General features: G+C 35.0%; 11 protein-coding genes. 7 read left to right on the forward strand and 4 right to left on the reverse strand.

The annotated features are described in order from the left end of the window. Positions 1 to 85: 85 nt before the first annotated feature. The 3 genes from dnaE to DK508_RS19395 form a co-directional block, all read right to left on the reverse strand. Positions 86 to 4,471 carry a DNA polymerase III subunit alpha gene (gene dnaE, locus DK508_RS19385; protein WP_109302433.1) on the reverse strand — a complete coding sequence of 1,462 codons (4,386 nt, stop codon included), beginning with the start codon at positions 4,469 to 4,471 and terminating at the stop codon, positions 86 to 88. 238 nt (positions 4,472 to 4,709) lie between these two features. Then, entirely contained in the window at positions 4,710 to 6,011 is a 1,302-nt protein-coding gene (locus DK508_RS19390; RefSeq protein WP_235016440.1) for a hypothetical protein, read from the reverse strand. A gap of 480 nt (positions 6,012 to 6,491) precedes the next feature. Next, complete coding sequence (locus tag DK508_RS19395) at positions 6,492 to 7,334, reverse strand: DUF6252 family protein (RefSeq protein WP_109302434.1); 843 nt, start codon at positions 7,332 to 7,334, stop codon at positions 6,492 to 6,494. A gap of 345 nt (positions 7,335 to 7,679) precedes the next feature. On the opposite strand from DK508_RS19395, the gene DK508_RS19400 reads away from it, so the two are divergent. From DK508_RS19400 to DK508_RS19410, 3 genes are read left to right on the forward strand one after another with little or no spacing between them, the layout of a single operon-like run. Then, entirely contained in the window at positions 7,680 to 8,201 is a 522-nt protein-coding gene (locus tag DK508_RS19400) for a 30S ribosomal protein S16 (RefSeq protein WP_109302435.1), read from the forward strand. A gap of 14 nt (positions 8,202 to 8,215) precedes the next feature. Next, entirely contained in the window at positions 8,216 to 8,740 is a 525-nt protein-coding gene (rimM, locus tag DK508_RS19405; RefSeq protein WP_109302436.1) for a ribosome maturation factor RimM, read from the forward strand. Between the two features lie 5 nt (positions 8,741 to 8,745). Then, the gene (locus DK508_RS19410) at positions 8,746 to 9,459 is read left to right on the forward strand and encodes a tRNA1(Val) (adenine(37)-N6)-methyltransferase (protein ID WP_109302437.1); all 714 of its coding nucleotides are present in this window, start codon (positions 8,746 to 8,748) and stop codon (positions 9,457 to 9,459) included. 116 nt (positions 9,460 to 9,575) lie between these two features. Here the strand turns inward: DK508_RS19410 and DK508_RS19415 are convergent, their stop codons facing one another. After that, the gene (locus DK508_RS19415; RefSeq protein ID WP_109302438.1) at positions 9,576 to 9,890 is read right to left on the reverse strand and encodes a hypothetical protein; all 315 of its coding nucleotides are present in this window, start codon (positions 9,888 to 9,890) and stop codon (positions 9,576 to 9,578) included. A 379-nt stretch (positions 9,891 to 10,269) separates the two neighbouring features. Here DK508_RS19415 and DK508_RS19420 point away from each other — a divergent pair, with 379 nt between their 5' ends. The 4 genes from DK508_RS19420 (at position 10,270) to DK508_RS19435 (ending at position 14,206) form a co-directional block, all read left to right on the forward strand. Next, on the forward strand, positions 10,270 to 11,448 hold the full coding sequence (locus tag DK508_RS19420) for an acyl-CoA dehydrogenase family protein (protein WP_109302439.1): 1,179 nt from the start codon (positions 10,270 to 10,272) through the stop codon (positions 11,446 to 11,448). A 316-nt stretch (positions 11,449 to 11,764) separates the two neighbouring features. Beyond that, the gene (locus tag DK508_RS19425; protein ID WP_109302440.1) at positions 11,765 to 12,445 is read left to right on the forward strand and encodes a glycerophosphodiester phosphodiesterase family protein; all 681 of its coding nucleotides are present in this window, start codon (positions 11,765 to 11,767) and stop codon (positions 12,443 to 12,445) included. Continuing rightward, entirely contained in the window at positions 12,442 to 13,650 is a 1,209-nt protein-coding gene (locus DK508_RS19430) for an NAD(P)/FAD-dependent oxidoreductase (RefSeq protein ID WP_109302441.1), read from the forward strand. The genes DK508_RS19425 and DK508_RS19430 overlap by 4 nt, the downstream gene beginning before the upstream one ends. 1 nt (position 13,651) lies before the next feature. Further along, positions 13,652 to 14,206: a DUF1697 domain-containing protein gene (locus tag DK508_RS19435; protein ID WP_109302442.1), complete on the forward strand. Its 555-nt coding sequence runs from the start codon at positions 13,652 to 13,654 to the stop codon at positions 14,204 to 14,206. Positions 14,207 to 14,221 lie beyond the last annotated feature (15 nt).

Below are 14,221 nucleotides of genomic sequence, written 5' to 3' on the forward strand. Positions count from 1 at the left end.
ATTGTGTTTTTAGAATTAAAAATATGGACCTATATAAAAGCCTAATTAGAAAATTAGTTAGTTGCATTTTTGGATATAGGTGTTTCTAATTTAATTTGTAATAGACCGAATCATTTTCAAGGGCCATAAGTAGCTCTTGAGAAATATTAACTTTTTGTTTTCTACTTGGCATATGCAATTTTAATTGTTCAGCCATTTCATAGATTACAAAATTTAAGGTGTGATTTCCACTATGCTCAGTTAATAATTCTTTTAGTCCATCAATCCTAGAATCTGATAAATCGTTAATATCTAATTGAATAGTAAGTTTTCTGGCATAACTCTCCATAACATCATGTAGTAGCTGAAAACTGTTAAATTGAACTCTAGGATCTCCTTTTTTACCGGTATCACGATTAACCCAACCTTCTTTTACAAAAGCTTTTGCGTATACAAAAGTGCTTTGTACCAAAAATGGCCGGTGTTTCAGGTATTCTTCACCAAAAATTCTAAATTCATGAGCTGTGTTGTAATCTTCTACTATAAAGGTGGCCCATCCTTTTCCATTTTTAGAGGTACGATGTTCTACGCTACTAATTACACCGCCAAAAGAAAGTTCTCGATTAACATTGCTTTCCAGATCTGCAAAATTTAAAAGAGTTGAATTACAGAAATATTTCATTTCGTATTTAAAGTCATCTAGTGGATGTCCTGATAGATAGATCCCAACTACCTCTTTTTCGCGAGCTAGCTTTTCCATAGTTCCCCATTCTTCGCATGGAGGGACTACCGGCTCTGGTATTTGTACTTCACTTGCTTCTCCAAATAAGCTAACTTGAGATGAGTTTTCGCTTTCTTGAAATTTAGATCCGTAACGCACCGCTTTCTCTAAGAATGTAATTCCGTCTCCTTCTTCATGAAAGTATTGTCCTCTATGTGTGTCACCAAACGAATCAAATCCTCCTGCTAATGCTAAGCTTTCGAAAGCTTTTTTATTTGCTGCTCTAAGGTCAATACGTTTTGCCAAATCAAAGATTGATTTAAAGGCGCCATCTTCTTTTCTGTTTTCAACTATTGTGGCAACTGCTCCAGAGCCAACACCTTTAATAGCTCCCATTCCAAATCGAACAGCACCATCTTTGTTTACAGAAAATTTACGATACGATTCATTTACATCTGGCCCAAGTACATCTAATTTCATGCGTTTACATTCTTCCATGAAGAAAGTAACTTGCTTAATGTCATTCATATTGTTTGATAACACAGCGGCCATATACTCAGCTGGGTAATGTGCTTTGAGATATGCAGTTTGATAGGCAATCCAGGCATAACACGTGGAGTGAGATTTATTAAATGCATAGGCTGCAAAGGCTTCCCAGTCTTTCCATATTTTTTCTAACTTATCCTCGGCATGTCCTTTCTCTGAAGCCTGTTGGATAAACTTAGGTTTCATTTTATCTAGGACGGCTTTTTGTTTTTTACCCATAGCTTTACGCAAAACATCAGCTTCACCTTTGGTAAAATCGGCTAGCTTTTGCGAAAGCAACATCACCTGCTCTTGGTATACCGTGATTCCGTATGTTTCTTGAAGATATTCTTCACAAGCTTCAAGGTCATAAATAATTTCTTCGGTACCATGTTTTCTATTAATAAAACTTGGGATATATTCTAATGGACCTGGTCTATATAATGCATTCATGGCAATAAGATCTGCAAAAACCGAAGGTTTTAGTTCTTTCAGATATTTTTGCATCCCAGGAGATTCATATTGGAATATACCTACAGTTTCTCCCCTTTGAAAGAGTGCGTAGGTTTCTTCATCATCTAAAGGGAAATTTTCTGGATCAAGCTCGACACCATGTTTAGCTTTTACAATCTTTACGGTGTCTTTAATAAGGGTAAGTGTTTTAAGGCCCAAGAAATCCATTTTTAGCAAACCTGCATTCTCCACCACAGAGTTGTCAAACTGTGTGCAGTACATATCAGAATCTTTTGCTAAAGCAACAGGAACAAATTTTGTTATATCATCTGGGGTGATAATTACACCACAGGCATGAATACCAGTATTTCTTACAGAACCTTCTAATACTCTTGCTTGGTTTAAGGTTTCTGCTTCAAGATCACTACCTTCTGCGATGTTAAGAAGTTCGTTTACTTTTTCTAATTCATCACTTCTAAATTTTTTCTTTAATGTGGCTTCGTCAACTCCAAAGATCTTGCCTAATTTGGACATATTAGGTATTAATTTGGCAATTCGATCTGCATCTCCAAGCGGAAGGTCTAGAACACGAGCTGTATCTCGTATTGAGGACTTAGCTGCCATAGTACCGTAAGTAATAATTTGTGCTACTTGATTGGCGCCATATTTTTCAATCACATAATCCATAACTCGACCACGACCTTCATCGTCAAAATCAATATCAATATCGGGCATACTTACACGATCAGGATTTAGGAAACGCTCAAAAAGTAAATCATATTTAATAGGGTCAAGATTTGTGATCCAAAGGCAATAGGCAACTGCCGATCCTGCTGCCGATCCCCGACCAGGTCCTACAGATACGTCCATGTCTCTTGCCGCACGAATAAAATCTTCAACAATTAAAAAATATCCTGGGTACCCTGTTTTTTCTATGACTTTAAGTTCGAAGTCTAAACGTTCGTCAATTTCTGGAGTAATTTCTCTATATCTTTTTTTGGCACCCTCATAGGTAATATGCCTTAAATATTTATTCTCACCACGCTTTCCTCCGTCGAGCTTATCTTCTTCAAATAAAAATTCTTGAGGAATATCAAATGCGGGTAATAATACATCTCTGGCAAGTACAAAAGGTTCGATCTTATCTACAATTTCTTCAACATTTATAATCGCCTCTGGCAAGTCCTTGAAGAGATTTTTCATCTCTTCTTGAGTTTTGAAATAATACTCTTGGTTGGGTAAACCATAACGATAACCTCGACCTCTGCCTATTGGTGTCGCCTGTTTTTCACCGTCTTTAACACATAATAAAATATCATGAGCATTGGCATCTTTTTTCTCACAATAATAAGTATTATTGGTCGCTACGGTTTTTATTTGGTGTTTCTTAGCAAACTCAATAAGAACCTGATTAACTCTGTTCTCATCTTCCTGATTATGACGCATGATCTCGATATAGAGATCTTCTCCAAACTCTTGGTGCCACCATAATAAGGCTTCTTCTGCTTGTTTTTCACCTATATTTAAAACTTTACTAGGAACCTCACCATAAAGGTTTCCTGTAAGAATAATGATGTCATCTTTATATTGCTTAACTACTTCTTTATCAATTCTAGGCAGGTAATAGAAACCATCTACGAAAGCAATAGAAGACATTTTTGCCAGATTATGATATCCGTTTTTATTTTTGGCAAGCATCACAATTTGATATCCGTTATCTTTTCTAGATTTGTCTTTGTGATTTTCGCAAACAAAAAATTCGACACCAACAATTGGTTTCATTTCTATGCCCTCAGGCTCCTGGCCATTTTCTACAGCTTCGGCATTAGCCGCTTTAACGCTTTTATTGTGATTAGATACTGCTTGTACAAAATGAAAAGCTCCCATCATATTGGCGTGATCAGTCATGGCTACAGCGTTCATCTTATGCTGCGCTGCTACTTTTACCAAATCAGGAATGCTTGTTGTAGATTGTAATACAGAAAATTGAGTGTGATTGTGTAAATGGGTAAAATCTACTTCATCAAGAGCTGCAATATTTTGATTTATTTCTTGCTGAGATAGATTGGTAGTTTCTTTTTTGGTGAGCTCTTCTCGAATTTTTTGAGAAGCTTTTTTCAGGTTAATATGTTTTAACCCGATGAGCTGAATAGGCTCTGGGTTAATTTCTACGAAATTTTGAAAATAATCAGATTGTACATCTAACTCTTCCAGTGTAAACGTTTGCTTACGAATTAATTCAAAGAAACACCTTGTTGTGGCTTCTACATCGGCGGTAGCATTATGCGCCTCACCAAAGGCAATACCAAATAAGTGCTGATGCAATTCGGTTAAAGTAGGTAGTTTAAATTTACCACCTCTACCACCGGGGATTTGACATAGACTTGCGGTTGTTTCAGTACAAGTATCAAGAACAGGAAGATTTTGTAATTCATTTTCTACTTCTAAACGATAGAATTCTGCACCCATGATATTAACGTCAAAACCTACATTTTGCCCTACGACGAATTTTGTTTTGGATAAGGCAATATTAAATTTTTCAAGAACCTCTTGCAGGGTTATTCCATCTTGTTCTGCCAATTCTGTAGAGATACCATGTATTTTTTCTGCATCATATGGGATATTAAATCCATCTGGTTTAACCAAATAATCTTGATGTTCGATACAATTACCCATTGCGTCATGCAATTGCCATGCAATTTGAATACAACGCGGCCAGTTGTCGGTATCGCTTATGGGAGCATCCCAACGTTTTGGTAACCCAGTAGTTTCAGTATCAAAGATTAAATACATAAAAGATATATTTCGAGAAAATTAAACCCTTACTATAGACTTTCAAAAATACGTAAAATCATAGGTTGTATTTTTGAAAAGTTATCCCAAATTATTAACCATATAGTTACGAGGATTATATTCAATATTTTCTTTTTGTTCTGGTAAGAGATATTTATGTCGATCATAAGAAAAAACCTTAGCAACAGAAATGTTACTAAGGTTTTTAGGTGCTCAAAAACGATATTTTAATTGTTTTCTAATTATTGCGTGGGGTTCCAATTTGGGTGCCGATTACGTTTGCTTCCGGTTGAGTGATTACCGGGCAATTGATAATTGCACCTGTAGCGGTTAATAAATTCGAAAGTGAGTTTGCTAATGGGCTTGGGTTTGCATTTCCTCTAAAAGGAATTAAAGTTCCATCTGCCAGAAGTTCATTTATTTGATCAAAACTTCTTAAAATTGGGCGCTCAGATTCTGCAACGGTAAATTCTGTAATATGTGCATCCCACATAGGAGCATATCTTTCGTCTCTAGGATCTATAGGGAATGTATTTGTTGGGTCTTGTACTTGTCGATCGCTTAATGATGCAGAATTAAGACCTTGTACTCCATTTCCATCTGTATCTGTCGTTCTTCCGTTTGCAGTTGGACTAAAGGGTAACATAGAGCCTCCTGGAAACAATCCAAAAGTTGGTAATTGCGCTAACCTTGGTGCAAAAACACCTAATTCTATAGTTGCAGGCCCTGGGTCCGAAGTATCAGTTACAATATGGAAATAATAAGGCTTTCCGTTTTGCCATCCATCTAATAATTGCATAACTACAGCAGCTTGATCTGGTGCAAAGTTTGGATTGTTTAAATCATCTTCTTGCCCTGGACCATTTCCATCTGGATGTGGAATTCTATCATGAATACCTGTGCTGTTGGCAACAGGTTGAGCATTAATCACAGCTCCACCAGGTAATACTACATAAGAAGACCATCTTGCATCGGCAATAGCTCCTGGGTTAACTTCTGCAGGTGGAAACCCGAATAATAAACCGTCTTGCGGCCCGGCTATCAAAGATCTTTTTGGAGAAAAATCTACTGATCCTTCAAAAACTAATCTTCCTTCATCTGTCCATGTTGCATTTTGTTCACCACCAGACCCTATTGAAGCAGCCATTCTAGGAGAAAAGATAACGCCCAAATCTCTAGCTAAATCTCTATCAGATGCTTCTGTGATTACGTAATATAATTCTCGAGGGCCATTTGATGTGGTTTCCCAGCCTTTAAACATTGGAAATCTCGCTGTTGGTCCAGCGGGTACAATCGATCTATCTGTGCGATAGTCAATACCTAGTACACTTGGTAAAAATACATTTTGATCCGCTGTAAATGTAAGAATAGGGTTATCTGCATCATAAGGAACTCCTCCATCTTGACGAATACTTTCTAATAATAAACTAGCTTCAGAGGGGGGTGGAAGATCTATGCCCGGTGAATCATCATCATCGCTGCAGGCAACAAATATAGAACAGGCCATTAGGCTTAAAAATATGGTTCTTAAATTTTTCATTTTTGTGTTTTTAAAATGTTTGTACTTATTAAAGAAAAACAGTTGGCCAATTGTTTCTGTAAATCGAAAAAAGTGATTTTGTATTTTGATATAAGTTGAGACGATAGAATATCTTGTTCTTACACTGCGAAAACCATTGTAATAAGTAAAATTTATAGACTTCCTATTTTTGATAACTAAAAAACATACTGTTTTAGAGGGTTTTAGGCTAAAAATGACGAGATTTTTTTTTGAAAAAAAAGATTGATTTTATAGAATTATTAGCAATTAATTAACAAAAAAGTAAGATTGTTGAGGAGTTGTTAAAGCCTGTAAATGTTAGGTATCTAACATATTTAGAGGGAGTGATTGCTTGAATTTGAGGTGTTCTGTTAGAGATTCTTATACGGTGAGTTTCTAGTATGAAGAACTATTATTGAGAAAAAGAAAAGCACTCATTATTAAAAATGAGTGCTTTCCATCGTCAAGTTGAGTTGGTGTTTAATAACCAAAATCAAAGAAACCTTCTGATACTTGAATACCGCTTCTTGTTTCAAATTCGAAACTTCCACGAATACATTGTGTATCTATATCGTGTTCTGCTATTATTAATGTTCCTAAGGATGCAGAGGATTTGTCTTTATTTGCAGCATATGTTGCACTGTAATCACCCGAACCTGAAAGAGCATAAGTACCTGGTGTTACTCCTGAAGGAAATACTACAGTGATTTCTCCTGATTCATTAGTGGCTTTAATAAGGATAGATGCATCGTTTACGCCAAAAAGATTAGCGTCATGATTATCAGTAATCATTTCGGCACCATCAATAAGTGCTGTTAAAGACGCGTTTAGGAGGCATGGATTAATTTCATCAACTTCTTCTTCCTCTTCGATTGAACCGTTTACGATAGGTAATCTGTAGAACCAGCCATTGTTAAAGTCTAGAGTTTTACCATTACTATCGGTTAAATCTTTAAAAAAGAAATTACCAGAAATCTCATTATTAAATATTTCAGTAATTACAACTTCTCCTTGAGTTTCTCCATTTTTAGAAGTAAACTTCTTTTGGTTATTAAGGAAACTAACTTTACTTAAGGTCTGTTGTTTGATCTTATAAGTTCCAACTTTGGTTGATGAAGTTGTAAAACTTATGGATTTTTCTCCCTCGCTTCCTGAAATGACTAACGTACCGTCGTCATAAATAACTGCTTTTTTAATTGTAGATCTAAATGTCTCTCCATCGACTTTTGCCTGTAAGGCAGGGTCATTGATCTCGATATCAGTTGAGCAGGAAGTAATAGTAAGGCAGAAAACTGCTAAAATTATAGTAGTTATTCTAATCATAGGCTTGGGGCTTTTGCAATATTTGACTATGTTTTTAAGCATAGTTAAAATGTTTACCTTACAAACATATGAGGAAATTCCGAAGAAAACAATTTTTTTATCGAAAAAAAGCACATAATATCGATGAAATACACAAAAACGATAATTTTTATAGTTTTAAACTTAATTTATGCGGATTTCGTCTTACAAAAATAACGACAAGAATTCCCTGGAATGGGATAAAAAAGGATAAAGCATTCGTTTAAAGAATGATAAACTTTAAAATATGTGATTCTTTTCAATTAAAAATAACTACATTTGCGCCCTCAATTATAAACCGGGTCGTGAACCCAAAAATTAATTTTTATGCCTGTTAAAATCAGATTACAGAGACACGGTAAAAAAGGAAAACCTTTTTACTGGATCGTAGCAGCTGATGCTAGATCAAAAAGAGATGGTAGATTTCTTGAAAAATTAGGGACTTACAATCCAAACGTAAACCCAGCGGGTATCGACCTTAATGTTGATAATGCAGTAAAGTGGTTGCAGAATGGTGCACAACCAACTGATACAGCAAGAGCTATTTTATCTTATAAAGGAGTTATGCTTAAGAATCACCTTGCAGGTGGAGTAAGAAAAGGAGCTTTGACTGAAGAACAAGCTGAAGAAAAGTTTCAAGCTTGGGTATCAGAAAAAGAAGGATCTGTAGATGCTAAGAAAGATGCTCTTGCCAAAGCTGATGCAGCTGAGAAAGCAAAAGCTCTTGCAGCTGAGAAAGAAGTAAATGCGAAGCGTGAGGCTGAGGCTGCGCAAGCAAATGCAGAAGAAGTAGTAGAAGAAGCTCCAGAAGCTGAAACTGCTTCAGAAGCTAGCAACGAAGAAGAATAGTTGCATTATTGACGATGAAGAAAGAAGAATGCTTCTATCTAGGTAAAATCGTAAGTAAATTTAGCTTTAAGGGCGAGGTATTGATTAAATTGGATACCGATGAACCCGCAAGTTATGTGAAAATGGAATCGGTATTTGTTGATTATAACAATAACCTGGTTCCATTTTTTATTGAAAAAAGTAGTCTTCATAAGAGTGATTTGCTTAGAGTAAAATTTGAGGATGTTGATACAGAGGAGGATGCAGATGATCTTATGAAAGCTAAAATATATCTTCCCCTTACGTTGCTTCCTAAACTTGATGGGGATCAGTTCTATTTTCATGAAGTAATAGGATTTACCATAATTGATGCTAATTATGGAGAAGTAGGTGTAATCAAATCAATAAATGATTCTACTGCCCAAGCATTATTTGAAATAGATCGCAACGGAACCGAGATCCTTATTCCTATGAATGATGAGTTTATAGAAAAGATAGATAGAAACGCAAAAGCCGTACATGTTACTACACCAGAAGGTCTTATAGATCTTTATCTCTAAAACAAATGTCTAAATCATTTAATTTTAAGCAATTTACTGTGCAACAGGATCGATGTGCTATGAAAATTGGTACTGATGGTGTGCTTTTGGGTGCCTGGGTTCCTATCAAAGAATCGGTAAATTCGATTTTAGATATTGGAACGGGTACAGGAGTTATTGCATTAATGACTGCTCAACGATCTCATGCCGAAATAATAGATGCTATTGAAATTGATGCAGAAGCATATGAACAGTCGGTTGAGAATTTTGAAGCCTCACCTTGGGGAGATAGATTATTTTGTTATCACGCTTCTTTTCAAGAGTTTGTTGCAGAAATTGATGATCGTTATGACTTGTTAATCAGTAATCCACCTTTTTATGCAGAGGATTACAAGACTGCAAATATACAACGTGATTTAGCAAGATTTCAGGATGCACTTCCTTTAGAACATTTGATGATAGGTGCCACTAAATTATTGACAGATCATGGGCAATTCGCAATTATCTTACCTTATAAAGAGGAGAAAAAAATTATTGATATAGGAGAGCAGATAAAGTTATATCCTCAAAAAATAACAAGGGTAAGAGGCACTGCAAAATCTGATGTTAAGAGATCGATGCTATTATTTGGTTTTGAAGAAAGAGGTGCTGAAACAGACGAAATTATCATCGAAAAATCCAGACATCAGTATACTGATACATATTGTAATCTTACTAAAGATTTTTATCTAAAAATGTAATTGGGGTACTATAAAATATAGAAAAGGAAAGCCATATGCTAGCCTTCCTTTTCAAAATTCAATCACTCTACAAGCTTAATTCATAAAGTTTTATAAATCGAAGCTTTTCTTTTTGATTAGCCTTTAGTTATCCAATTTCCGTCTGCATCACAAAAAACTTCCATTTCTTTTTCTCCTTGTTTCAGAACTAATTTGAATTCAGATGCATCTTCTTTGGCTCCTGCACTTTCGATTGTAGCTCCCGCATAATCTTTGGCAACAGCATCAAGAACTTTTTGAGGCAAATTCTCTACAGCTAGATCTATATATTTATCCTGAACCGGAGTAACAACTTCGGTGTTATCGTTAGAAGCTACCTCTTGTGCAGTGATACCTTGAGTTCCAATTAATAATCCAAACGCTAATACTGGCAATACAAATAATTTCTTCATTTTTAATTTCTTTAAAGGTTTTAAAATTTATTACACTTATACCATTAGAATTATTATGCCAGAGGATCGAAACTATAATAATTTTAATATAAAACATTGATTAATAATTGGTTATGTGCTTTTTGTTTTTGAATTGTATTATGTTAAAAAATTCTTATTTGTGTAGAAATTAAGGAGATACTGCGGAATTTATACACGAATTAGAGATGAAATGAGATGGATGCGTATTCTTTATAAATCAAATTAATTTTAAATATGTTATTCTCGGTTTTAAAATGATTTTTTTAAAAATGTCAAAAAAATTGCCAGCTCCTTTTTCATTAATTACATTTGTTTAGCACTTTACTTAGATAAAATTGAAAATACTTTAAAAATAAATATGAAACCTGATCTTTTTGAAGCTCCCGATTATTATAACATAGATGAATTATTAACAGATGAGCATAAATTGGTACGAGATGCGGCCCGTAGTTGGGTAAAACGAGAAGTCTCTCCTATTATAGAAGAGTATGCTCAACGTGCAGAATTTCCTAATCAAATCATCAAAGGTCTTGCAGAGATAGGGGCATTTGGTCCGTATATCCCCGAAGAATATGGTGGTGCCGGATTGGATCAGATTAGCTATGGGTTGATTATGCAGGAGATAGAAAGAGGAGACTCTGGTGTTCGATCGACTTCATCTGTACAATCTTCGCTTGTAATGTACCCTATATGGAAATACGGTAGTGAGGAGCAACGTAAAAAATATCTTCCCAAGTTGGCTTCAGGAGAATTTATGGGATGTTTTGGTCTTACAGAGCCTGATCATGGATCGAATCCAGGAGGAATGACTACTAATTTTAAAGATAAAGGAGATCACTATTTGCTTAATGGAGCAAAGCTTTGGATCTCTAATGCACCATTTGCTGATATTGCTGTAGTTTGGGCAAAAGATGAGAATGGAAGAATTCATGGATTAGTTGTAGAGCGAGGAATGGAAGGTTTTTCTACTCCAGAAACTCATAACAAATGGTCATTGCGGGCATCAGCTACTGGAGAATTGATTTTTGATAATGTAAAAGTACCTAAAGAAAATTTGTTACCTGGTAAAAGTGGATTGGGCGCACCTTTAGGATGTCTTGATTCTGCTCGTTTTGGAATCGCTTGGGGTGCTATAGGAGCGGCTATGGATTGTTATGATACCGCACTTAGATATGCCAAGGAGCGAATACAGTTCGATAAACCTATTGCTGCTACACAATTGCAGCAAAAGAAATTGGCAGAAATGATTACTGAAATTACTAAAGCTCAGTTATTGGCATGGCGATTAGGAGTTTTGCGAAATGAAGGTAAAGCTACTTCGGCTCAAATTTCTATGGCAAAACGAAATAATGTTGATATGGCTATAAAAATTGCTAGAGAAGCTAGACAGGTTCTTGGAGGAATGGGAATTACCGGAGAGTACAGCATCATGAGGCATATGATGAATCTTGAAAGTGTTATTACTTATGAAGGAACTCATGATATTCATTTGCTCATCACCGGGATGGATATAACTGGCTTAGCTGCTTTTAAATAAAAAACAAGTAAAATTCTCCTATACCAAGTATAGGAGAATTTAGGGAATTGCAAAAAATCAGCTAATTGCCGAAAAAATTATGGGGCAACTGTACTGCCTTTAAATCCAATGTCTCGTCCTACCCAGTTTGGATTTAGAGTTTATTGATTCCCGTAGAAAAACAAACTGTTTTTGACAATTAAAGTCATTTCTTAAACCCCAGTTATTATCTACACTGCAATGATAAGGGTGTTGAGTTTCATTTTTTGAAACTGAGATTTTATTTTTGAAATAAACTTTAGAGCATTAAAGTAAACCTTGAAAAAAATGTAAATGAATGAAGATATTTGGACATCGAGGAGCAGCAGGATTAAAAGCGGAAAACACGATTGAATCTATATCAGAGGCTCTAAAGTTTGGAGTTAATGGGATAGAAGTTGATGTACATTGTTGTAAATCGGGCGAATTGATTGTGATTCATGATCAAACTCTAGATAGAACTACTAATATTGAGGGTGCAGTCTTGGATTATACATTGGTAGAATTGCAAAAGTTTACTACAAAAGAAGGTTTTTTAATCCCTACTCTTGATCAGGTTTTAAAACATATAGATGCAAAGTGTGAATTGAATGTAGAGTTAAAAGGAGAACGAACAGCTTTGGCTACAGTTAGATTACTTGAGAAATACATTAAAGATACAAACTGGCAGTATCAAGATTTTATAATTTCAAGTTTTGATCATCAACAGTTATATGATGTTAAGAAGATGAATCCAAAATTTAAAATTGGTGTTTTAACTGAAGAGAATATAGATGTGATTTTACCTATTGCCAAAGATTTAGATGCATTCTCTGTGCATCCACCTATATCTTCATTAACTAAAAAAGAGGTTGATGTAGCTGTAAAACAAGGTTTTAAGGTTTTTGTATGGACAGTAAATGATATTTTTTTAATTCAACAATCAAAATCATGGAAAGTTGATGGTATCATCACTGATTTTCCGAATTTTGCAGAATGAACTATGATTTAATTATTGTTGGAGGCGGTGCGGCTGGTTTCTTTACAGCGATTAATGTTGCAGAGAATAATCCAAAACTCAAAATAGCTATTCTTGAAAGAGGTAAAGATGTGTTGTCTAAAGTTCGAGTTTCTGGGGGTGGAAGATGCAATGTTACCCATGCAGAGTTTATCCCAAATGAACTTAGTAAAAACTATCCCAGGGGAGAAAAAGAGTTAAAAGGACCTTTTAACACTTTTATGACTGGTGATACAATGGCTTGGTTTGATGAGCGAGGAGTATCTTTAAAGATAGAAAATGATGGAAGAATTTTTCCTGTTTCGGATTCTTCTCAAACTATAATTGATTGCTTTTTATCCGAAGCAAGAAAATTTGGTGTTGAAATTTTAACGAACCACTCGGTAAAAAACTTTTGTTTCGAAAATGAAAATTGGAGCGTAAAAAGTAATCATGGTGATTTTATTACTGAAAAATTAATGATAGCTACAGGTAGTAACCCTAAAATATGGAAGTTGCTGCAAGAATTAAATCATGAAACGATAGATCCAGTTCCTTCATTATTCACTTTTAATATTAAAGATTCAAGAATTAAAGATTTGCCAGGTGTCGTTACGGAAGCTAGGGTAAAGGTGAAAAATTCTAAACTATCAAGCCAAGGCCCTTTGCTTATAACGCATTGGGGAATGAGCGGTCCTGCAGTATTAAAGCTTTCTGCTTGGGGAGCAATAGAATTAAACTCAAATCAATATACTTTCGAAATTATTGTGAATTGGCTTAATAATTTGACTTTACATGAAGTTATAGAAGAATTCAAGTTTTTTAAAGCAAATAACCCTAGACAACAGGTGTTTAAAAACACGCAATTCGGAATTCCAAAAAGACTTTGGCAGAGCCTTGTATTGACTTCTGAAATAGATAGGAGTACCAGATGGGCAGATATAAGTAAAGTTCAGCTCCATAAGTTAGCAGAAGAGCTGACCAACGGGAAGTTTAAGGTACAGGGTAAAAGTACATTTAAAGAAGAGTTTGTTACCGCCGGAGGAATAGATTTAAAAGAAATTAACTTTAAGACATTCGAGAGTAAGAAGCACAAGAATTTGTATTTTGCAGGAGAGGTGTTAAATATTGATGCTATCACAGGAGGGTTTAATTTTCAGAATGCTTGGACTGGAGCTTTTATTGCTGCGCAAGCCATAACTTCATAATATGCAAACATATATTGCTTTACTTAGAGGAATTAACGTTGGCGGTCATAATAAAATAAAAATGGCTGATTTAAAAGTAATGTTCGAAAAGTTGAACCTTACACAAGTAACCACTTATATACAAAGTGGTAATATTATTTTTCAAGGAAATCAAAAAAATACTGAAGAGCTATCTGAGTTAATCAAAAATGGGATTAAAAAGCGGTTTGATTTTAATGTGCCAGTTTTGGTGCTTACTCGAGAAGTTTTGAAATTGATATATGATAACAATCCTTTTTTAGAACAACTGTCTAAGGAAGAATTAGAGGATAAAAAAATGTTCTTCACATTACTATCGTCTGAGCCTGATTCTTTAGGGGTAGAAGAGTTAAATGCGAATACATATGGAGAAGAGCAGTTTTTGATTACCGATAAGGCAGTTTATCTTTATGCGGCAAATGGATGTAGAAACAGTAAGTTAAGCAACAATTTTTTTGAAAAAAAACTAAAAAGTACGGCAACTACAAGAAACCTTAAAACAATAATTAAATTATTGGAATTAAGTAAACTAACCTAGCTATTCTTCATAAAA

The organism is Aquimarina sp. AU474 (assembly GCF_900312815.1).
GTDB lineage: Bacteria > Bacteroidota > Bacteroidia > Flavobacteriales > Flavobacteriaceae > Aquimarina.